The sequence below is a fragment of the Allobosea sp. TAF32 genome (assembly GCF_052113585.1).
Classification (GTDB): domain Bacteria; phylum Pseudomonadota; class Alphaproteobacteria; order Rhizobiales; family Beijerinckiaceae; genus Allobosea.
The window spans coordinates 38,790-58,243 of sequence record NZ_JBFRDM010000006.1; the positions used below are offsets into that span (position 1 = coordinate 38,790).

Below are 19,454 nucleotides of genomic sequence, written 5' to 3' on the forward strand. Positions count from 1 at the left end.
GCAAGGACAAGCGCCATGGCGGTTTCCGGGACAAACAGTTCGACGGGCACATCGACCACCAACAACACCAATGTCTCCGGCGGCACCACCGGGATCGCGAACAATTTCGACCAGTTCCTGACGCTGCTGACGACGCAGCTCAAGAACCAGTCGCCGCTCGACCCGCTCGACACCAACCAGTTCACGGCGCAGCTCGTTCAGTTCGCCGGCGTCGAGCAGCAGCTCAAGACCAATGAAACGCTGAGCTCGCTCCTCAGCCTGAACGCGGCGGGCACGGCGACCAGCGCGGTCGGCTTCATCGGCGCCAAGATCACGGCTGATGGTGCCACCACGCGGCTGATCGACGGCAAGGCCGAGTGGAAGGTCAACATGCCGTCGGCCGGAACGGCCACCGTCACCATCAAGGATTCGAAGGGCAACGTCGTCCAGACCGCCACCAAGACGCTGGTCGCGGGCGACCAGACCTATAGCTGGGACGGCACGACCTCGATCGGCTCCAAGGCGCCGGACGGCGAGTACACCATCACGATCGACGCGAAGAACGTCGCCGGCGAGTCCATCACCGCCAAGACGCAGATCAGCGGCATCGTCGACGGCGTCGACTTCACCTCTTCGATCCCCATGCTGAAGATCGGTTCGATCAGCGTGCCGATCGACAAGGTGAAGAGCGTGGTGCGCAGCGAATGAGCCGGGGCGAATCAATCGTGGACATACGACACGATCGTTTTAGCCAATTTTTAAAGCCGGCCTTCTATGCTGCCCTCAGTAGCTCTGTTGAGTTGTGTGAGAGTACCATGACCGAGCCATTGCGACCGCGGGTGAAGTACGTGATCGGACCGGACGGAAGTCCGCTGACGATCGCGGACCTTCCGCCGATGAATACAAGGCGCTGGGTCATCCGGCGGAAGGCAGAGGTGGTGGCCGCTGTGCGCGGCGGCCTGCTGAGCCTGGAAGAAGCATGCCAGCGCTACACGCTGACGGTCGACGAGTTCCTGAGCTGGCAGATGTCAATCGACCAGCATGGCCTCGCTGGGCTGCGGACGACCCGGATTCAGCATTACCGCCAGTAAGCGGCAGGTTTTTTCTTTTGTTTTCAAAGGCGTCGGTCCGATCAGGACCGGCGCCTTTCGCGTTTGCACGGCACGTCCGTGTGGAAAGTTTAACGAGCCGCCCCGAAAAATTAACCGACTGCTAACCATGCGCTGGGAAAAACTTGCCTAGTGGGTCGGCAAGTGCGCCGTCCTTTCGATTCTGTGGAACGGATGGCGGCGTGAACGGCCTGATCGAGCAGTTTGCGAAGTTCGGCGCGGCACGGCTGGCAGCCATGCTGGCGGTGACGCTGGCGCTCGTCGGCTTCTTCGGCTTCGTGATGCTGAAGATGTCCCAGCCGGCGATGAGCGTGCTGTTCACGGATCTTTCCAGCCAGGATGTCAGCGCGATCCTCAAGGATCTCGACACGCGCGGCATCAAGTACGAGCTGCGCGGCGACGGCCAGACCGTGCTGGTCCCCAAGGCCGACGTGCCGCGCCTGCGCCTCGATCTCGCCGGCAAGGGAATCCCGGCCGGCGGCGGTGTCGGCTACGAGATATTCGACAAGGGCGACGCCTTCTCCTCGACCAGCTTCGTCCAGAACATCAACCATCTGCGCGCGCTCGAAGGCGAGCTCTCCCGCTCGATCCGCTCGATCAGCCGGGTGCAGGCGGCACGCGTGCATCTCGTCATTCCGGAGCGCAGGCTGTTCGAGCGGGACCGCGAGGCGCCGCGCGCCTCGATCGCGCTCAAGCTCGCGGGCGACCTCGATGCGGCGCAGGTCCGGGCGGTGCGCCACCTCGTCGCCTCGGCGGTGGACGGGTTGAAGCCCGAGCGTGTCTCGATCGTCGACGAGCGCGGCCGCCTGCTCGCGGATGGCGCCCAGAGCGATCAGGGCCTGATCGGGCTCGGCATCGAGGAGCGTCAGACCGCGATCGAGAAGCGCATCAAGTCGCAGGTCGAGGACATCGTCGCCAGCGTCGTCGGCTTTGGCCGGGCGCGGGTGCAGGTTTCGGCGGCGCTCGACACCAACCGCGTCGAGAGCCGCTCCGAAAGCTTCGACCCGGAAGGCCGCGTCCTGCGTTCCAGCCAGAACCGCACCGAGGCATCGACGACGAACGAAGGCGGCAACGGCGCGGTCACAGTCGGCAACGAGTTGCCGGGCGCCCAGCAGGCGCAAGGTGCGCAGCAGGCCCAGCGCGAGAACTCCTCCAAGAACGAGGAGGTGGCGAACTACGAGATTTCCCGCACGACCCGCACCGAGGTGCTGGAAGGCGGCCGGATCAAGAAGCTCTCGGTCGCCGTTCTCGTCGACGGCAACTACAGCCGCAGCTCCGGCGGGGAGCTCGCCTATCAGCCGCGCAACACCGAGGAACTCGAGCGCATCGGCGAGCTGGTGCGGACCGCCGTCGGCTTCGATCAGGGCCGCGGCGACAAGGTCGAGGTGGTCAACCTGCGCTTCGCCGAGGCGCCGCCTCCGCCGAACGACCTGACCGAGCAGACGCTGATGCAGCAGCTGCTGTCCTTCACCCGGGAGGATCTCGTCCGCTTCGTCGAGCTCAGCGTGATCTCGCTGCTGACGGTGGTCGTGCTGATGACCGTGGTGCGGCCGCTGCTGAAGCAGGTCCTCGCGTCCGACAACAGCAATGTCCGCGCGATCCCCTCCTTCATGCGCAACGGTGCCGTTCTCGCGGACGGCACGACCGGCGACCCGGCTGGCGTGCCCGGCCGCGCCGTTGCCACGGTCGGTCCCGACGGGGAGGTGCTGCAGGCGGAGGTCGAGATGCCGTCCGAGCGGATGCTGGCCATCGCGCAGGTCAAGGGGCAGCTCAAGGCACAATCGGTGGAAAAGATCGGGGCGCTGGTCGCGCAGAACCCGGCCGATTCGGTCGCGGTGCTCAGGAGCTGGATCCACGAGAAGTCACCGGCGTGACGGGCCGCTGAACCATGGCAGAGACACGCTCCCTCGCGACGCGCAGCACCGGCCTCCCTGACGGCATCGAGGGCGGCGGCTTCGGCGCGACCACCATCGACCAGATGACCGGCCCGCAGCGCGCGGCCGTCATCCTGCTCGTCCTCGGCGAGGATCACGGCAAGAAGATCTGGCAGGAATTCGACGACGACGAGATCCGCATCATCACCCGCGCCATGGCCGAGCTCGGCACCGTCGATGCTGACGAGGTCGAGCGGCTGATGCTGGAGTTCGTCGGCAAGCTCTCCAGCGCCGGCGCCATCACCGGCTCCTTCGACCGGACGATCTCGCTGCTCGAGAAGATCCTGCCGAGCGATCAGGTCGCGCTGATCATGGAGGAGATCCGCGGGCCGGCGGGCCGCAACATGTGGCAGAAGCTCGGCAATATCGATGCCGTCGTGCTCGCGAACTTCCTCAAGAACGAATACCCGCAGACGATCGCCGTGATCCTGTCGAAAATCCGGCCCGACCATTCGGCGAACGTGCTGCGCAACCTGCCGAACGAGCTGTCGATCGAGGTGGTCGGACGCATGCTGCGGCTCGAATCGGTGCAGAAGGAGGCGCTCGATCACATCGAGAACACCCTGCGGACCGAGTTCGTCTCGACGCTGACCCAGACGCGGCGGCGCGATCCGCACGAGATGATGGCCGAGATATTCAACGGCTTCGACCGGCAGACGGAGCTCCGCTTCCTCTCGGCGCTCGATGCTTCCAACCAGGAATCGGCCGAACGCATCCGGGCGCTGATGTTCACCTTCGAAGACCTCGGAAAGCTCGACCCGGCCGGCCTGCAAACGCTGATGCGCCTGGCCGAAAAGGACACGCTGGCGCGCGCGCTCAAGGGCGCGAGCCAATCCATGCGCGATTTCTTCTACGGGGCCATGTCGCAGCGCGCCGCGAAGAATATGAAGGACGACATGGAGGGGCTGGGGCCGCTGCGGCTCAAGGAGGTCGACGAGGCCCAGACCAAACTGGTCCAGCTGACGAAGGATCTCGCGGACAAGGGCGAAATCGTCCTGTCCAAGGGCGGTTCCGAAGACGAACTGGTGTATTGAGATGGTTTCCGCAACGAAATTCATGTTCGGGACGGATTTCCGCGAAGGCGGCCGCAAGGCAGCCGGCGAAGCCGATCTCGCCGCAGCGCGCGCCGAGGGGTTCCGCGCCGGGCAGGAGCAGGCGCATCGCGAGGCGCAGACCCAGCTCGCCGGCCTGACCGGGCAGCTTGCCCGCTCCGCCGAGCGGCTGTTCGCGCAGGAAGCGGCGCGGGCCGCGGCGATCGAGGAGCACGCTGCGCATGTCGCGCTCGTAGCGGCGAAAGCCCTGGCGGGCGCTGCGCTGGCGGAGAAGCCGATGGCGGCGCTGGCCGGAGCCGTGCGCGAAGCCTTGAGCCATGCCCGGACGGCGCCGCATCTCGTCCTGCGCGTCAACGAGGCCGTGGTCGAGCAGGCGGAGGAACTGACCCGCAAGCTCGCTGCCGAGCATGGCTTTGCCGGAAAGCTGATGGTGCTTGGACAAGCCGACATCGTGCCCGGCGACGGGCGCATCGAATGGGCCGAGGGCGGTTTCGTCCTCGACAGCCAGCAGCTTTCGGCTCTGGTCGAACAGGCGGTTGCCCGCGTGTTCGGAAGGCCGGGCGGAACCATGAAAGTCTGAGCCATGAGCCAGCAGAATGACCTCAACCTGCCGCCGCTGAACCAGGCCGACCTGTCCTTCGACCAGAACCAGACCTCGGTCGCGCGGTCGGGGCCGGTCCCGGTCAAGACGGCCGAAGATCTGGAACAGGTCTTCGACGTGCCGGTCACGGTTTCGGCCGTGCTCGGCTCCTCGAAGGTCGCGGTGGGCGACCTTCTGCAGATCGTGCCCGGCGCGGTTCTCGAGCTCGACCGGCGCGTCGGAGAGGCGATAGACATCTTCGTCAACGAGCGACTGGTGGCGCGCGGCGAGGTCGTCGTCGTCGAGGATCGGCTCGGCGTGACCATGACCGAAATCATCAAGGCCGACCGGTGAGAACCGGTCCTGCCATCGTGACGCTAGATCGCCGTGCATCCGAGCGGACGCATGGTGGCGATCTATCTCTTTGTCTGAGCATCGGATTCATCCGAAAAGCGGATGCCGCTTTTCGGTCCGATGCTCCAAGCGGAAGGACCTGAGCCATGCGCCTCATCATCGCCGGCGGTCTCAAGGGACAGATCATCGCCGCCGCCAAGATCGCGATGTCGCACGGAGCGGCCGTGACCCACACCGATGGGCTCGACCAGACGCTCGCGGTGCTGCGCGCCAAGGGCGCCGATCTCCTGATGATCGATGTTGTCCAGCCGATCGCGGCCTATGTCGCGGCGCTGGAAGCCGAGCGCATCCGCACGCCGATCATCGCCTGCGGCACTTCGACCGATGCGCGTGCCGCCGTCGCAGCGATCCAGGCCGGTGCACGCGAATACGTGCCGCTGCCGCCCGATCCGGAGCTGATCGCGGCGGTGCTGGAAGCGGTCGCGGCCGATCAGTCCAGCCTGATATGGCGCGACCCGGCGATGGAGCGCGTCGTGCAGCTCGCCTCGCAGATCGCGCGTTCGGAAGCGCCGGTCCTCGTCACCGGCGAGAGCGGCACCGGCAAGGAGGTGATCGCACGCCATCTGCATCAGAAGTCGGGACGCAAGGACCGGCCTTTCGTCGCGGTCAACTGCGCGGCGATTCCCGACAACCTACTCGAATCCGAGCTGTTCGGCCATGAGAAGGGCGCCTTCACCGGCGCGATCGCCCGCCGCATCGGCAAGTTCGAGGAGGCCCATGGCGGCACGCTGCTGCTCGACGAAATCTCCGAGATGGATGTGCGCCTGCAGGCGAAGCTGCTGCGCGCCCTGCAGGAGCGGATGATCGATCGCGTTGGCGGCACGCAGCCGGTCAAGGTCGATATCCGCATCATCGCGACGTCCAACCGCAACCTGGCGGACGCGGTGCGCGAGGGCGCCTTCCGTGAGGATCTGCTCTACCGCCTCAACGTCGTGCATCTGCGCCTGCCCGCCCTGCGCGAGCGGCCCGGCGACATCCTGGCGCTGGCCGAGCATTTCGCGAAGAAATATGCCGATCTGAACGGGATGCCGATGCGGCCGATCGCGGCCGATGCGCGCAAGCTGCTGCTCGGCAATGCCTGGCGCGGCAATGTCCGCGAGCTGGAAAACACGATGCACCGGGCGGTGCTCCTCGCCAGCGGGCCGGAAATCGCAGCGACGGCCGTGCTGACGCCGGAAGGCGAGGTGCTGTCTTCGGCGCCCGCGCGCGATTCCGCCGCGCGCGCTGCGCAGACTGCGGAGGCTATGACCCGCTCGCTGGTGGGGAACACGGTCGCCGATGTCGAGCGCGAACTGATCCTCGATACCCTCGACCATTGCTTGGGCAACCGCACGCATGCGGCCAAGATACTGGGGATCTCGATCCGCACCCTGCGCAACAAGCTCGGCGAATACACCGCCGCCGGCATCACCGTGGCGGAGCCGGGTCAGACGCGCATCAGCGTCGCCTGACCCGCGCAGGGCTCACCAATAGCGCCGGCGATAGTAGCGCGGCCGATAGTAGCGCGGCCGGTAATAATACCGCGGGCGGTAATACGGCCGGTAATAGGGGCGCCGATAATAGCCGTAACGCGGCCGGCGATAGTAATAGTACTGGCTGAATTCGGCGTCGGTCTTGTCCAGCGCCTCCTTCACATCGGCCGGCACTGCTTCATCGCCCTTCGCGGGCCCCGCTTCCGGCGTCAGGTCCGGCTTCGGCTGGGCCGCTTCGACGGCAGCAATGCCGCCCATGCCGGCTGCGGCGAAGCCTCCGACCAGTGTGATCAGGAATGAGCGTCTGTCCACGACGACCTCCAGGCTGTTGTCCCATCCATTCTTAAGGCCGGAAAGCCGGCAATAAGTAATGCATTTAAAGGATGCTTTGTTCCCGGGAGCGCGGATTTCGTCCCTATGGTCACGGCTGCGTTCAATCGACGGCGTTCAGTGGCCTGGCAACACTCTCGAGCGGCCGACGCTCGGCACGGATCGCGAAACGGGCCGCAATAATCGCGGCGCCCAGCATCAACGCGGCGCCGAGCAGATAGCCGCCGAAAACGCTGCCGCGCGAGCCGGTGTCGATTAGGATGCCGAAGAGCCAGGGGCCGGCGACGCCGCCAACGCCTGTGCCGAGCGCATAGAACACGGCGATGGCGAGCGCCCGCATCTCGACCGGGAAGGTTTCGGAGACCGTGAGATAGGCCGAGCTCGCAGCGGCGGAGGCGAAGAAGAAGACGACGCTCCAGCACAAGGTGAGCTGGGAGGCCGTGAGCCAGTCCTTCCAGAAGAGATAGCCGGTCCCGGTCAGAAGCAGGCCCGACAGGGCGTAGGTCGCCGCGATCATCACGCGCCGGCCGATCGTGTCGAAGAGCCGCCCGATCAACAGGGGGCCAAGGAAATTTCCCACCGCGAAGGGCAGGATGAACCAGCCGATCTGCTGCGAGGGCACACCGTAGAAATCGGTCAGGATCAGCGCATAGGTGAAGAAGATGGCGTTGTAGAAGAAGGCCTGGGACAGCATCAGCGCAAGGCCGACGAGTGCGCGCTCGCGATGGACCACGAAGAGCGCGTGGAAGACCTCGCCGAGCGGAGTCTTGGCCCGCGGCCTCAGCCGGGTCGGCATCAGAACCTCGTTTGCCGGCGCGACGAAGCCGGCGCGGCGCTCGATATCGGCAACGATGGCGGCGGCGCGCTCCGGGTGGCCGTGGCTGATCAGCCAGCGCGGGCTCTCCGGAATCCAGTGCCGCAGGATGAGGATGGCAAGGCCCAGTGCGGCGCCGATGAAGAAGGCGAGGCGCCAGCCATATTCCGGGTCGATCCGGGCCGGATCGAGCAGGACGATGGCGCCGAGCGCACCAAGCGCTGCGCCGATCCAGAACGAGCCGTTGATGACCAGATCGGTCCAGCCGCGCACGCGGGCCGGGATCAGCTCCTGAATCGTGGAATTGATCGCAGTGTATTCGCCGCCGATGCCCATACCGGTCAGGAAACGGAAGGCGATGAAGCTCGCGACATTCCAGGACAGGGCGGTCGCGGCCGTGGCCGAGAGATAGACGAGAACCGTGATCGTGAAGAGCTTCTTGCGGCCGAGACGGTCCGTGAGCCAGCCGAAGAAGACGGCGCCCAGCACCGCGCCGGCAATATAGGCCGCCCCCGCAATGCCGATCTCCGTGTTGGTGAAGCGGAGGACCGGACTTTCCTTCAGCGCTCCCGAGACGGCGCCCGCGAGCGTCACCTCGAGTCCGTCGAGAATCCAGGTGACGCCGAGCGCAACGACGACGAGCGTGTGGAAGCGCGACCAGGGAAGCCGGTCGAGACGGGCGGGCACGTCGGTCTCGACGACGGGGCGTTCCGCTGCCTGCGATTGAACATGCTGCACGGGTCGTCCCCGATGACGAACGGCGCTCTTGCGGCGCTTTGAGTGGGCAGGCACCGGCACGGGAGATCTGCCGGCGCAGGAATGACGTTGCGTGATATCGGCGGAGCCGGTGCGCGTTGGGTCGAAACGCAAACAATCCGTGTCCGCGAAGGTTCCGGTGACGCATTCGGGGACAGGTGCCTGAGGCCGGGCTTAACCATTCATTCACCATGAACCCGGCAAGAATTGCCGGGTCGCGCTCCGCTTCGGAGTGCAGGCCTGCCATGGGCGGGCATAGGGCGGGCGGAGCGGTCGATGACCGATGTGACGGCGGGGCAGGGAAGAGGGTTCAGCATCCCGGATCGCGGCGCGCTGGGAAAGCTGCTGAACCGGCCGGACCTGTTCCTGGCGATCGGCGTCATGGGCATCCTGGTGGTGCTCATCTTCCCGATGCCGGCGGTGCTGCTCGACCTGATGCTGGCGCTTTCGATCATCCTGTCGGTGCTCGTGCTGATGACCGCGCTCTTCATCGAGGAGCCGCTGGAGTTCTCCGCCTTTCCGACCGTGCTGCTGATCGTCACCATGTTCCGGCTGGCTCTGAACCTGGCCTCGACGCGCCTCATCCTCGCGCATGGCCACGAGGGCACTTCGGCGGCGGGCCACGTCATCGAGGCCTTCGCCGGCTTCGTGATGAGCGGCAATTTCGTGATCGGGGTGATCGTCTTCACCATCCTGATCATCGTGAATTTCGTCGTCATCACCAAGGGTTCGGGCCGCATCGCCGAGGTCGCGGCCCGCTTCACCCTCGACGCCATGCCCGGCAAGCAGATGGCGATCGACGCCGATCTCTCCGCCGGCCTGATCGACCAGGAGACGGCCAAGGTCCGCCGCAAGGCGCTGGAGGACGAATCCTCCTTCTTCGGCTCGATGGACGGTGCTTCGAAATTCGTGCGCGGCGATGCCATCGCCGGCCTGCTGATCACCTTCATCAACGTGCTCGGCGGCATCATCATCGGCGTGGCGCAGCAGGGGCTCAGCTTCGGCCAGGCGGCCACCAACTATACGCAGCTCACCGTCGGCGACGGCCTCGTCAGCCAGATCCCGGCGCTGATCGTCTCGACCGCGGCGGGCTTGCTGGTCTCGAAGGCGGGCGTGCGCGGCGCCGCCGACAAGGCGCTCGGCAAGCAGCTCTCCGGCTATCCCAAGGCGCTCGGCATGTCGGCCGCGGTGATGCTGCTGATCGCGCTGCTGCCGGGTATCCCGATGCTGCCCTTCCTGCTGCTGGCGGGTGGCGCGGGCTTCCTCGCCCGGCGCTTCGGCCAGGCTGCCAAGGCGCGCGAGGCCGAGCAGGCGCTCACCGGGGCGGCGCAGCCCGGCGCGGCGCTGGCGGCGGACGGCTCGCCGCGCGAGGAGACGCTGAACGACCTGCTCAAGATGGACGAGCTCAAGATCGAGATCGGCTACGGATTGCTGCCACTGGTCAATGCCGCGGGCGGACAGGACCGGCTGACCGATCAGGTGCGGGCGCTGCGCCGCCAGCTTGCCGCCGAGCTCGGCTTCGTCATGCCGGCGGTTCGCATCGTCGACAACGTCCAGCTCGAGGCCAACCACTACTATATCAAGATCAAGGAGATCGATGCCGGCCATGGCATCGTCTATGCCGGCCAGTACATGGCGATGGACCCGATGGGCGGCTCGGTGAACCTGCCCGGCCACAACGTTCTGGAGCCGACTTTCGGCCTGCCGGCGACCTGGATCGACGGCGCACTACAGGACGAGGCCCAGCTGCGCGGCTACACGGTGGTCGACGCCGCCACCGTGATCTCGACGCATCTGACGGAAGTGCTGAAGTCGAACATGCCGGAGCTGCTCTCGCATGGCGAGGTGCAGAAGCTCCTGCGCGAACTGCCGAAGGACCATGCCGATCTTATCAAGGAGATCGTGCCGAACCAGATTTCGACCACCGGCATCCAGCGGGTTCTGCAGATGCTTCTTTCCGAGCGCATCTCGATCCGCGACCTGCCGACCATCATCGAAGGCATCGCCGAGGTCTCTGCCGGCGTTCGCAATCCGCGCGACATCGCCGAGCATGTCCGCGCCCGGCTGGCGCGCCAGATCTGCGCGCAGTTCTCGAACCAGCATGGCGTGCTGCCGATCATCACGCTGTCGCCAGCCTGGGAAAGCGTCTTCGCCGAGTCGGTCATCGGACAGGGCGAGGACCGGCACCTCGCCATGCAGCCCTCGCGGCTGCAGGAGTTCGTGCATCACGTCCGCGACAAGTTCGAGGATGCCGCACGCATCGGCGAGATGCCGGCACTCGTCACCTCGGCCATGGCGCGGCCTTTCGCGCGCCAGATCATCGAGCGCTTCCGCCGCGAGACGCCGGTGCTGTCGCAGGCCGAGATCCATCCGCGCGTGCGCCTGAAGACCGTCGGCAGCGTCTGAGGCTCGCCTCCGCTTTCCACGGGGGTCCGATGCCCGCGGCGCAATGGTCAGCGCCGGGAGCTGCGGCTAAGCGGAGGCCATGTCCCGCAACGCTGCTCTCTTCGCCGTCATGTGCCTCGTCTGGGGGCTGACCTGGCTGCCGGTCAAGGTCGGTGCGGCGGATGTGCCGCCGGTCTTCCTGGCGGCGGCACGCTTCACCATCGCCGGGTTGCTGATGCTGATCTGGGCCGGGCGCGACGTGCCGAAAGTGCCGCGCGATGCCTGGCCGCGATTGATCGGCACGGCGCTGCTGCTCAACACCGGCAACTACACACTGTTGTTCTGGGGCACGGCGCATGCGCCGAGCGGGCTTGCCGCCATCGTCAATTTCGCGACGATCCCGATCTTCACCTTGCTGGCGACCCGCGCTTTCGAGGGCGACCGCATCGACGGGCGCAAGCTCGCGGCGATCGGGCTCGGCACGGTCGGCCTCGGCTTCCTGTTCGCGACGCGCGCGCTTGGCGGATTGTCGCTGGCGCAGGGCGATCCGCTGGAGGCATGGGGGCTTGCGGCCGTAGCGGCGGGAACTTTGCTCTACTGTGTCGGCGCGGTGCTGGCGCGCCCGATCGCGGGATCGATGCCGACGTTGACGCTCGCCGGATGGCAGACCCTGATCGGCGGCGTCGGCCTCACCGCCGTTTCGCTCTCCTTAGAGCCGGTCGGCTACGACGATCTGGCGAAGCTGGTGCGGTGGCCAGTGCTGCCCGCGCTCATCTTCCTTGTGATCGGCGGCTCGCTGATGGGCTTTACCATCTATTTGCGGCTGCTGCGCGACTGGGGCGCCTTCAGGGCCGGTCTCTACGCCTTCATCAGCCCGGCGATCGCCGTCGCCGTCGGCGTCTTGGCCCTGCACGAGCCTTTCGGCTGGTCGGAGGCAACCGGCGCGCTGCTGATGTTCGGAGCCGCCGCGATTGCGCTCAAGCGGCCATCAGCCAAGCCCGCGAAGATTGTGACGGCCTGATTCAGGGCGGCGGTGCGATGCGGGTGCTGCGTTTGAGCTGCGCCCGCTCGAAGGCCAGCACGATTGGCAGCGAGAACACCAGCGGCAGGATGAGATAGAACAGCCGCCAGATCAGCAGCGCGGCGAAGACCGCCGGGGCCGGCACGCCGGGCATGACGGCAAGGAAGACCGCCTCCATCACGCCGACGCCGCCCGGGACCTGGCTCAGAAGGCCGGCCGAGAAGGACAGCAGGAAGGCGCCGAGCACGATCAGGAAGCCCGGATTGCCCTGATCGGGCAGGGCGAAATAGATGATGCCGGCCGCGCCTGCCAGTTCGAGCGGGGCGGCGAGATACTGCCTGATGACGATGGGCAGACGCGGATAGATGATCTCGAACTTGCCGATCTTCAGCGGCTTGAAGCGCAGCCACGAGCCGATCGTATAAAGCGCGACGAAGGCGAGCATTCCGACGCCGATCATGCGCGCCGTGTTGTCGCTGATTGCGAACCACCGCGACATCCGTTCGAGCGGGTGCAGGATCTGCGGTTCGTAGATCAGGACAAGGCCCATCAGGAAGATGGTGCCGAAGGCGAAGGTGAAGGAGCAGAGCGCGACGAGCATTGCAACTTCGGCGGCCGTGAGGCCCTTTGCCGTATAGGCCCGGTAGCGCACCATGCCGCCCGAGAAGACCGAGGCGCCGATATTGTGCGAGAGCGCGTAGGTCACGAAGGAGCAGAGCGAGATATAGAACCAGGAGATGCCTTTCTCCTTGCCGAGATGGATCAGGGCGATCCGGTCGTACCAGGCGAGGGCGGCATAGGCGACGAGCGTCGCGAGCGCGGCGTGGAAGAAGGCCTCCGGCGGGATGACCGCGATCTTGTGGCCGATCCGCTGGGCGATGATCTTGATGCTCTGCCAGAGGCTGGCGTCTGTGAGCAGCGCTTCGATTGCGGCGTCGGATCCGGCTTCGGCCTTGAGCTTGCCCCAGAGCAATTCGACCGACCAGACCACCGCGACGAGCCCGATGATCGGCCAGAGATAGTCGAGATAACGTTTCATACAGGCCGCGGGGCTGGGAACTGGTGACGGGTGGCGGGTGGCCCACGTCGTCACCGCTGCGGCGCGAACCTGTCGTTCTCTGTGCCAGCGTGTGGGGGCAAGGGCAAGCGCCCGAAGACGCCTGCCCCCGCGCTGGACTAGGTTATTTGCCGTTCTTCTTCAGCCAATCCTGCATCATCGCGACTTCCTTCTCCTGGTCGCGGATGACGCTCTCGGCGAGTTTGCGGATCTCCGGGTCCTTGCCGTGGGCCATGACGATCCGCGCCATGTCGATCGCGCCCTGATGGTGCGGGATCATGCCGCGGACGAAGTCGGCATCGGCATCGCCGGAATAGGCGATGTCCATGTCCTTGTGCATCTTCATGTTGGCCGCCTTGTAGGTCTTGGTCGATGCATTCTCGGCCGTCGTTGCGGCAGCGGGCGCGCCGTGCTGGCCGTGATGCTGCTGCGCCTGCGCGGCGCCGCCCAGCGTGCCGGTTGCGAGGAAGGCGGCCAATGCGATTGCTGTACGATTCATCTGTCTTGTCCTTGAACGATGGAAAACGCGGATCGCGCCGGAAAGCGGCGTCATAATCCGTGGAAATTTCGACTCAGATCGCCAGGGCGCGTGGCGGGCGCTCCGCCGGCTCGATGGAGAGCCCCCGGGACAGCATCGCGATCGGCGGATGCGTCCGCGACCAGACGATCAGCACCGGCAATAACGGGGCCGACGGCGCCTGCGCGATCAGGCCGCAGCCGATGATGCAGCAAGGCGGCGCGGCGGAAACCGGGTGCTTGGCCGCGGTCGATTCGTGACAGGGGGCGCGAGCCTCGGCCCGCTCGCCCGCGCCTGCAGCTGTCGTCTCGCCGTGATGCGAGGAGGCGGGCATCGGCATGCGCATCATCGAGGCCGCCAAGGTGACATGCGGCAGCACCGCGAAACACATCACCAGCAGCGTGAACAGCCAGCCGGCGGGGCGGCCGCGTCGCGGCCGCCCCGATCCAACCATGGTGTCACGCCGGGCATGCATCATCACGGAATGCTCTTTCGACCGCGATCATGTCATGATCGCGGCGACGATCACTCTTTCGAGCCGCGATCTGCCTTCCATGTCCGAGAACCTGACCATTACCCTGACCGGAACGACCGATTTGCCGCCGGGCAAGATCGCGACGATCGTGACATCGCTCGAGATGTTCGAGCGGCCGACGCAGCGCTCCGATCCGCCCGGGACCGAGGGCTTCTCGCTCGATCCGATCGATCGTTCCGATATCGAGCGCTATCTGCGCATCTATCGCCGGCTCGGCGAGCGCTGGATGTGGTTCAGCCGCTTGACCAAGCCGCGCGCCGAACTCGAAGCGATCTTCTGCGATCCGGCTGTCTCGGTCTTTGCCGTCCGCTTCGACGGGCAGGATGCGGGGCTGCTGGAACTGGATTTCCGTGTGCCGGGGGAGGGGGAGCTCGCCTTCTTCGGGCTTGATGAGCCCGTGGTCGGGAAGGGGGCGGGTCGCTGGCTGATGAACCGGGCGCTTGAACTGGCCTGGGCCCGGCCGATCTCGCGCTTCTGGGTGCATACCTGCACGCTCGATCACCCGGCCGCGCTCGCTTTCTATCAGCGCTCGGGCTTCACGGTGTTCAAGCGCGGGGTCGAGGTCGACGATGATCCGCGCCTGACCGGCAAGCTGCGCAGGGACGCCGTCGAGCACCATCCCGTCATCGCATGAAAAAAGGCGGCGTCCGCGAGGACGCCGCCCTTTTCACTGAATCCCTGGGAACTCCAGAATCTCTATTCTATCGCATTTTCCCGACGCGAGCCGGGGGCACGTCGCTCGAAAATGCTCTTGAAGCGGGTCAGGCGCGCGAACGCAGCCCGATCGCGTCCATCGTCGCCTGGTCGCGGGCGGCTTCCGCGGCACGCTCGGTAGCGCGCTCGCGATCGTCGAGAATCTCGACCTTCTTCATGTCCTCGAAGGCTTCCTGCAGCTCGGCCTTGGCTTCGTCGAGCTGGCCCTTCAGATTGTCGGCCGACTGGCGCAGGTTGTCGCGGCGGCCCAGAGCCGCCTTGGCATAGGTCGGATAGGCGAAGTGAGACGAGTCGGTGATTCCGGCGCGGGCTTCCTCGGACTGGATCTCCCGATCGAGATCGTTCGCCATCCTGTGGAAGTCGGCGATCATCATCTCGATCTGGCTCACCCGGCGACGTTTCTCGTCCACCTGAAAGCGCTTCAACCGCAGAAGGGTCTCTCGCGACTTCATGTCGTTTCCAACTCCTGATTACGCATTGGCCTCTGCCGACCCCTCGGCGCGGGCCTGAACTCTATCCGCGAGACGTGGCGCAGCATGGCGCAAGGAGGTTGACCTTTCCTTACCGAGACGGGCTGCTTTTTCTGCATGCTCAAGCCGCGTCGCGGCTCCTGCCGCAGCCTGTCGCGATGATCTACTCACTGAGCCAGCGGCCATTCGGCCCGTTGTCAGCGGATGTCCTGTCTTGGTTGCCTTTCCTCGTTTCGGCGGGCACGGCCCCCTGCTTTTCGGCCTCGCCCTCACGCGCATCATCGGCTGGGGCTCGACCTTCTATTCGCCTTCCGTGCTGGTCAGCGCGCTCGACCGCGATCTCGGCCTCAATGCCGAGATCGTTTTCGGAGGCATCACCATTCTGCTGATCACCGGCGCGCTGGTCGCTCCGGCGATCGGCCGCCTGCTCGACCGCGAAGGCACGCGCCGCTCGATGTGCGTCGGCGCGGTCATCTGCGCGCTTGGGCTCGCCGTTCTCGCCACCGCACAGGGGCCGGTCAGCTATCTCGCGAGCTGGTTCGTCATTGGGCTGGGACATGCGATGTCGCTCGCCAATGTCGGCAACGTCGCGATCGCGCAGCTGATGGGCGAGCGGACCCGGCGCGTCATCGGATTGATGATGCTGGTGACGGGTCTTGCCTCCAGCGTGTTCTGGCCACTCACCGCAGTTCTGATGGACGCTTTCGGCTGGCGCATTACCGTGCTCGTCTTCGCGGCGATGCAGATCGTGATCGTGCTGCCGATCTACGCCGCAGTCCCGCGCCTCCAGCCCGTGCAGCCGGCGGCGAAGGTGACCGGAGCTCTCTCGGCCGGCGAGGAAGGGCGCGTTCCGTCCTCGTCCCGCAAGGCGGCTTTCTGGCTCGTGGCGCTCGCCTTCTCGGCGAGCGGGCTGGTGTCCTGGGGGCTGCCGCTACACCTGATCACCCTGTTCCAGGAGGCCGGGCTGACGCAGGCGGAAGCCGTCTGGATCGCGACGCTGAGCGGGCCGGCGACGATCGCAGCGCGCGCCATCGATGCCACTGTCGGCGAGCGCCTGCCGGCGGAGAAGACCGCCCTGCTCGGCCTGATGCTGGGCCCGGCGCTATGCCTGGTGCTGCCCTTCGTTCCGATGACGATTGGCGCCGCGGCTGGCTTCGTCATGCTGTTCAGCGCGGCGCTGGGCGTGATTTCGGTGGCGCGGGCAACATTGCCGCTCGCCCTGTTCGGCCGGAACGGCTTCGCCGCGATGTTAGGCAAGCTCACCGTGCCCCAGAACATGGCCTTTGCCGCCGCGCCGCTGCTCTTCGCAGTGATGGTCGAGCGGCTTGGAGCCGACCTGACGCTGATCGTTTCCGCTGCGATCCAGGCAATCGGGTTCGCCGCGATGTTCGCCCTGGTGCGGATGATGGCGCGGGCCTGAAGCGGCTCAGATACCCATCAGCAGGGCGAGGATGGCGAGGGCCGCCGGCAGCGCCTGGATGTAGAGGATCTTGCGGCTGGCAGTCGCTGCGCCGAAGAGGCCGGCTACGAGGACGCAGGCCAGGAAGAACAGCTTGATCGCGAAGCCCCCGGCACCGAGCCAGAGTCCCCAGGCGAGGCCGGCGACCAGGAAGCCGTTATAGAGCCCCTGATTGGCTGCCAGCACCTTGGAGCGCGCCGCAAATTCAGGCGTCAGTCCAAAAGCCTTGTGGCCGCGCGGCGTATCCCACAGCCACATCTCCAGAATGACGATGTAGATGTGGATGAGGGCGACGAGGCCAATCAGAGCCGAGCCGATCATCGATAGGGTTTCCTGTGAAAAGGGTGAACCGGCGTCACACGCTGCCGCTCATGATCGCATGGAGGCGCTGATAGCATTCGGGCAAGGGGGTCGCGTCGTCCTTCGCCTGCTTGAGGAAGGCCTCAAGCGCCGGGTGCAGGCGGATTGCCTCGTCGACCTCGGCCGAAGCGCCCTGACGGTAGGCGCCGAGCCGGATCAGTTCTTCCATGTCGGCATAGGTCGCGAGCGTCGCGCGGGCCTTCTGCACGGTCGGGTAATAGGCCGGATCGCAGGAGCGCGGCATGGTGCGCGAAACCGATTTCAGGATGTTGACGGCGGGGTAGCGGCCGCGCTCGGCAATGGAGCGCTCCATGACGATATGGCCGTCGAGGATGCCGCGCACCGCGTCCGCGACCGGCTCATCATGGTCGCCGCCATCGACCAGCACGGTGAAGAGCCCGGTGATCGCGCCGTCTTCTGTGCCGGGGCCCGCTCGCTCCAGCAGGCGCGGCAGCTCGGCGAAGACGGTCGGCGTGTAGCCTTTTGTCGTCGGCGGCTCGCCTGCCGCGAGGCCGATCTCGCGCATCGCCATCGCGAAGCGGGTGACCGAGTCCATCAGGCACATCACCTGCAGGCCACGATCACGGTAATACTCTGCCAGAGTCAGCGTGGTCAGCGCCGCCTGCTTGCGCATCAGCGCCGGCTCGTCGGAGGTGGCGACGACGACGATCGAGCGGGCGAGGCCCTGCGGCCCGAGATCCTCCTGCAGGAACTCCTGCACCTCGCGGCCACGCTCGCCGACGAGGCCGATGATGTTGACGTCGGCCTGAGCATAGCGGGCCAGCATCGAGAGCAGGACCGACTTCCCGACGCCGGAGCCGGCGAAGATGCCCATGCGCTGGCCGATGCAGCAGGTCAGGAAGGCGTTGAGAGCGCGGACTCCGAGATCGAGCGGCCTGCCGACGCGCCGCCGTTTATGCGCAGGCGGCGGATCGTTGCGGAAGGCATAGAGCGTATCGCCTTGCGGCAGTGGCGGGCCGCCGTCGACCGGCCGGCCGAGCGCATCGACGACGCGGCCGAGCCAGGCGGGAGTGGGGCGCAGGCCGGGCTGAGCGCGGTCGACATGGACCGGGCAGCCACGGCGCACGCCGTCGAGGCCGCCGAAGGGCATCACCAGCGCCTTCTCGCCGGAGAAGCCGACGACCTCGCAGGGAACGCGGGTGCCGGCGGCGATCTCGATGCCGACACGGCCACCCAGACTCATCGCGCCGATCGGTCCGGCGACCTCGACGAGAAGGCCGCGCACGCCGATGACGCGGCCATAGATGCTCACCCCCTCGATGTGCTCGATGGCGGAGGCGAGGGCCGAGAGACGGTCATGGCCGTGCGAGGGGGAATTCATGATGCGATGACGTCCTTGCCGGTCGGCGAGGGGGGCGGGATATTCGGCAAATCGCCCTTGTGGATGATTTGGTAATGGTTCCTAACAAATTGCGCTCATTTACCAGCCGTTAAGCTCTGTGATTAACACTGCAGATCGAGGCTGCCGCGTGTCGCAGGGCCGTTTGGCCCCGTTTCTCGCAGCATCCCTCCGCGAAAGGGCGCTTTTCGCGGGTGAGAGTTCATCGATCCGTGTCAAATTCGACTCACCTCGACAAGGATCGTTCACTTTCTCCGAGGAAGCGCTTGCGCTCGGGAATCACGGTTTGTTAACCAGTTTCCTCGTAGCGTGTCGCGTGGCGTTTCATTGGGCAAGTGCGTCGTCGCCAAGGGCCGGGAAGGTCCGGGCGAAAGCAACGGTTAACCTGCCCTGCGGGCGAAATTGGGGACGTGGACATGCGGGTTCTGCTGATCGAGGACGATAGCGCGACCGCTCAAAGCATCGAGCTCATGCTCAAATCCGAGAGCTTCAACGTCTACACGACGGATCTCGGCGAAGAGGGCGTCGATCTCGGCAAACTCTACGACTACGACATCATCCTGCTCGACCTGAACCTGCCCGACATGTCGGGTTACGAGGTGCTGCGCAGCCTGCGTGTCGCCAAGGTCAAGACGCCGATCCTGATCCTCTCCGGCCTCGCCGGCATCGAGGACAAGGTGAAGGGCCTCGGCTTCGGCGCCGACGATTATCTCACCAAGCCGTTCCATAAGGACGAGCTGGTCGCCCGCATCCATGCGATCGTGCGCCGCTCGAAGGGCCACGCCCAGTCGGTCATCACGACCGGCGATCTGGTCGTCAACCTCGACACCAAGACCGTGGAAGTCGACGCCGCCCGCGTCCACCTCACCGGCAAGGAATACCAGATGCTGGAGCTGCTCTCGCTCCGCAAGGGCACGACGCTCACCAAGGAGATGTTCCTCAACCATCTCTATGGCGGCATGGACGAGCCAGAGCTCAAGATCATCGACGTGTTCATCTGCAAGCTGCGCAAGAAGCTGGCGAACGCGTCGGACGGCAAGAACTACATCGAGACCGTCTGGGGCCGCGGCTATGTGCTGCGCGAGCCTTCCGAGGTCGACGAGCGCATTACGGCCTGACGCATTCCCGTCGCCGGC

20 protein-coding genes are annotated in these 19,454 nt (G+C 66.0%); 12 read left to right on the forward strand and 8 right to left on the reverse strand.

The annotated features are described in order from the left end of the window. The first annotated feature begins 15 nt into the window (after positions 1-15). The 7 genes from AB4Z16_RS13725 to flbD all read left to right on the forward strand — a co-directional run bounded on the left by AB4Z16_RS13725 (position 16) and on the right by flbD (position 6,519). Complete coding sequence (locus tag AB4Z16_RS13725) at positions 16-687, forward strand: flagellar hook assembly protein FlgD (RefSeq protein ID WP_441511912.1); 672 nt, start codon at positions 16-18, stop codon at positions 685-687. Positions 688-794: 107 nt separating this feature from the next. Further along, positions 795-1,070, forward strand: a complete 276-nt coding sequence (sciP, locus tag AB4Z16_RS13730) for a CtrA inhibitor SciP (RefSeq protein WP_038359348.1) — start codon at positions 795-797, stop codon at positions 1,068-1,070. Between the two features lie 200 nt (positions 1,071-1,270). After that, the gene (fliF, locus tag AB4Z16_RS13735) at positions 1,271-2,962 is read left to right on the forward strand and encodes a flagellar basal-body MS-ring/collar protein FliF (protein WP_441511913.1); all 1,692 of its coding nucleotides are present in this window, start codon (positions 1,271-1,273) and stop codon (positions 2,960-2,962) included. Between the two features lie 104 nt (positions 2,963-3,066). Next, complete coding sequence (fliG, locus tag AB4Z16_RS13740; RefSeq protein WP_441512213.1) at positions 3,067-4,056, forward strand: flagellar motor switch protein FliG; 990 nt, start codon at positions 3,067-3,069, stop codon at positions 4,054-4,056. A gap of 22 nt (positions 4,057-4,078) precedes the next feature. Next, positions 4,079-4,654 (forward strand): FliH/SctL family protein, encoded by a 576-nt coding sequence (locus AB4Z16_RS13745; protein ID WP_441511914.1) that lies wholly within the window; start codon positions 4,079-4,081, stop codon positions 4,652-4,654. A 3-nt stretch (positions 4,655-4,657) separates the two neighbouring features. Then, positions 4,658-5,008, forward strand: coding sequence for a flagellar motor switch protein FliN (gene fliN / locus AB4Z16_RS13750; RefSeq protein ID WP_441511915.1), 351 nt, complete (start codon positions 4,658-4,660; stop codon positions 5,006-5,008). A gap of 146 nt (positions 5,009-5,154) precedes the next feature. Beyond that, a complete protein-coding gene (gene flbD, locus AB4Z16_RS13755; RefSeq protein ID WP_441511916.1) occupies positions 5,155-6,519 on the forward strand; it encodes a sigma-54-dependent transcriptional regulator FlbD in 1,365 nt (454 codons plus the stop codon). Between the two features lie 12 nt (positions 6,520-6,531). Here the strand turns inward: flbD and AB4Z16_RS13760 are convergent, their stop codons facing one another. Together AB4Z16_RS13760 and AB4Z16_RS13765 are read right to left on the reverse strand one after the other, a co-directional pair. Further along, entirely contained in the window at positions 6,532-6,852 is a 321-nt protein-coding gene (locus AB4Z16_RS13760; protein WP_441511917.1) for a hypothetical protein, read from the reverse strand. Between the two features lie 121 nt (positions 6,853-6,973). Next, positions 6,974-8,422: an MFS transporter gene (locus AB4Z16_RS13765; RefSeq protein WP_441511918.1), complete on the reverse strand. Its 1,449-nt coding sequence runs from the start codon at positions 8,420-8,422 to the stop codon at positions 6,974-6,976. Positions 8,423-8,716: 294 nt separating this feature from the next. Between AB4Z16_RS13765 and flhA the strand changes: the two genes are divergently transcribed. Both flhA and AB4Z16_RS13775 read left to right on the forward strand, forming a co-directional pair. Beyond that, positions 8,717-10,846: a flagellar biosynthesis protein FlhA gene (flhA, locus tag AB4Z16_RS13770; RefSeq protein ID WP_441511919.1), complete on the forward strand. Its 2,130-nt coding sequence runs from the start codon at positions 8,717-8,719 to the stop codon at positions 10,844-10,846. Positions 10,847-10,925: 79 nt separating this feature from the next. Then, on the forward strand, positions 10,926-11,846 hold the full coding sequence (locus tag AB4Z16_RS13775; RefSeq protein WP_441511920.1) for a DMT family transporter: 921 nt from the start codon (positions 10,926-10,928) through the stop codon (positions 11,844-11,846). Between the two features lies 1 nt (position 11,847). On the opposite strand, the gene AB4Z16_RS13780 is transcribed toward AB4Z16_RS13775, so the two are convergent. From AB4Z16_RS13780 to AB4Z16_RS13790, 3 genes are all read right to left on the reverse strand, one after another. Further along, on the reverse strand, positions 11,848-12,885 hold the full coding sequence (locus AB4Z16_RS13780; RefSeq protein WP_441511921.1) for a lysylphosphatidylglycerol synthase transmembrane domain-containing protein: 1,038 nt from the start codon (positions 12,883-12,885) through the stop codon (positions 11,848-11,850). A 142-nt stretch (positions 12,886-13,027) separates the two neighbouring features. Beyond that, positions 13,028-13,402, reverse strand: coding sequence for a CopM family metallochaperone (copM, locus tag AB4Z16_RS13785; RefSeq protein WP_441511922.1), 375 nt, complete (start codon positions 13,400-13,402; stop codon positions 13,028-13,030). 73 nt (positions 13,403-13,475) lie between these two features. After that, positions 13,476-13,901 (reverse strand): hypothetical protein, encoded by a 426-nt coding sequence (locus AB4Z16_RS13790; protein WP_441511923.1) that lies wholly within the window; start codon positions 13,899-13,901, stop codon positions 13,476-13,478. Positions 13,902-13,929: 28 nt separating this feature from the next. Here AB4Z16_RS13790 and AB4Z16_RS13795 point away from each other — a divergent pair, with 28 nt between their 5' ends. Then, positions 13,930-14,589: a GNAT family N-acetyltransferase gene (locus AB4Z16_RS13795; RefSeq protein ID WP_441511924.1), complete on the forward strand. Its 660-nt coding sequence runs from the start codon at positions 13,930-13,932 to the stop codon at positions 14,587-14,589. Between the two features lie 127 nt (positions 14,590-14,716). On the opposite strand, the gene fliJ is transcribed toward AB4Z16_RS13795, so the two are convergent. Then, positions 14,717-15,121: a flagellar export protein FliJ gene (gene fliJ, locus AB4Z16_RS13800; protein ID WP_441511925.1), complete on the reverse strand. Its 405-nt coding sequence runs from the start codon at positions 15,119-15,121 to the stop codon at positions 14,717-14,719. 232 nt (positions 15,122-15,353) lie between these two features. Here fliJ and AB4Z16_RS13805 point away from each other — a divergent pair, with 232 nt between their 5' ends. Then, the gene (locus AB4Z16_RS13805; RefSeq protein WP_441511926.1) at positions 15,354-16,559 is read left to right on the forward strand and encodes an MFS transporter; all 1,206 of its coding nucleotides are present in this window, start codon (positions 15,354-15,356) and stop codon (positions 16,557-16,559) included. A 6-nt stretch (positions 16,560-16,565) separates the two neighbouring features. On the opposite strand, the gene AB4Z16_RS13810 is transcribed toward AB4Z16_RS13805, so the two are convergent. Then, positions 16,566-16,919 carry a DUF1304 domain-containing protein gene (locus AB4Z16_RS13810; protein WP_441511927.1) on the reverse strand — a complete coding sequence of 118 codons (354 nt, stop codon included), beginning with the start codon at positions 16,917-16,919 and terminating at the stop codon, positions 16,566-16,568. Positions 16,920-16,953: 34 nt separating this feature from the next. Continuing rightward, positions 16,954-18,300, reverse strand: a complete 1,347-nt coding sequence (fliI, locus tag AB4Z16_RS13815; protein ID WP_441511928.1) for a flagellar protein export ATPase FliI — start codon at positions 18,298-18,300, stop codon at positions 16,954-16,956. A 434-nt stretch (positions 18,301-18,734) separates the two neighbouring features. On the opposite strand from fliI, the gene ctrA reads away from it, so the two are divergent. Beyond that, positions 18,735-19,436 (forward strand): response regulator transcription factor CtrA, encoded by a 702-nt coding sequence (ctrA, locus tag AB4Z16_RS13820; RefSeq protein ID WP_441511929.1) that lies wholly within the window; start codon positions 18,735-18,737, stop codon positions 19,434-19,436. Positions 19,437-19,454 lie beyond the last annotated feature (18 nt).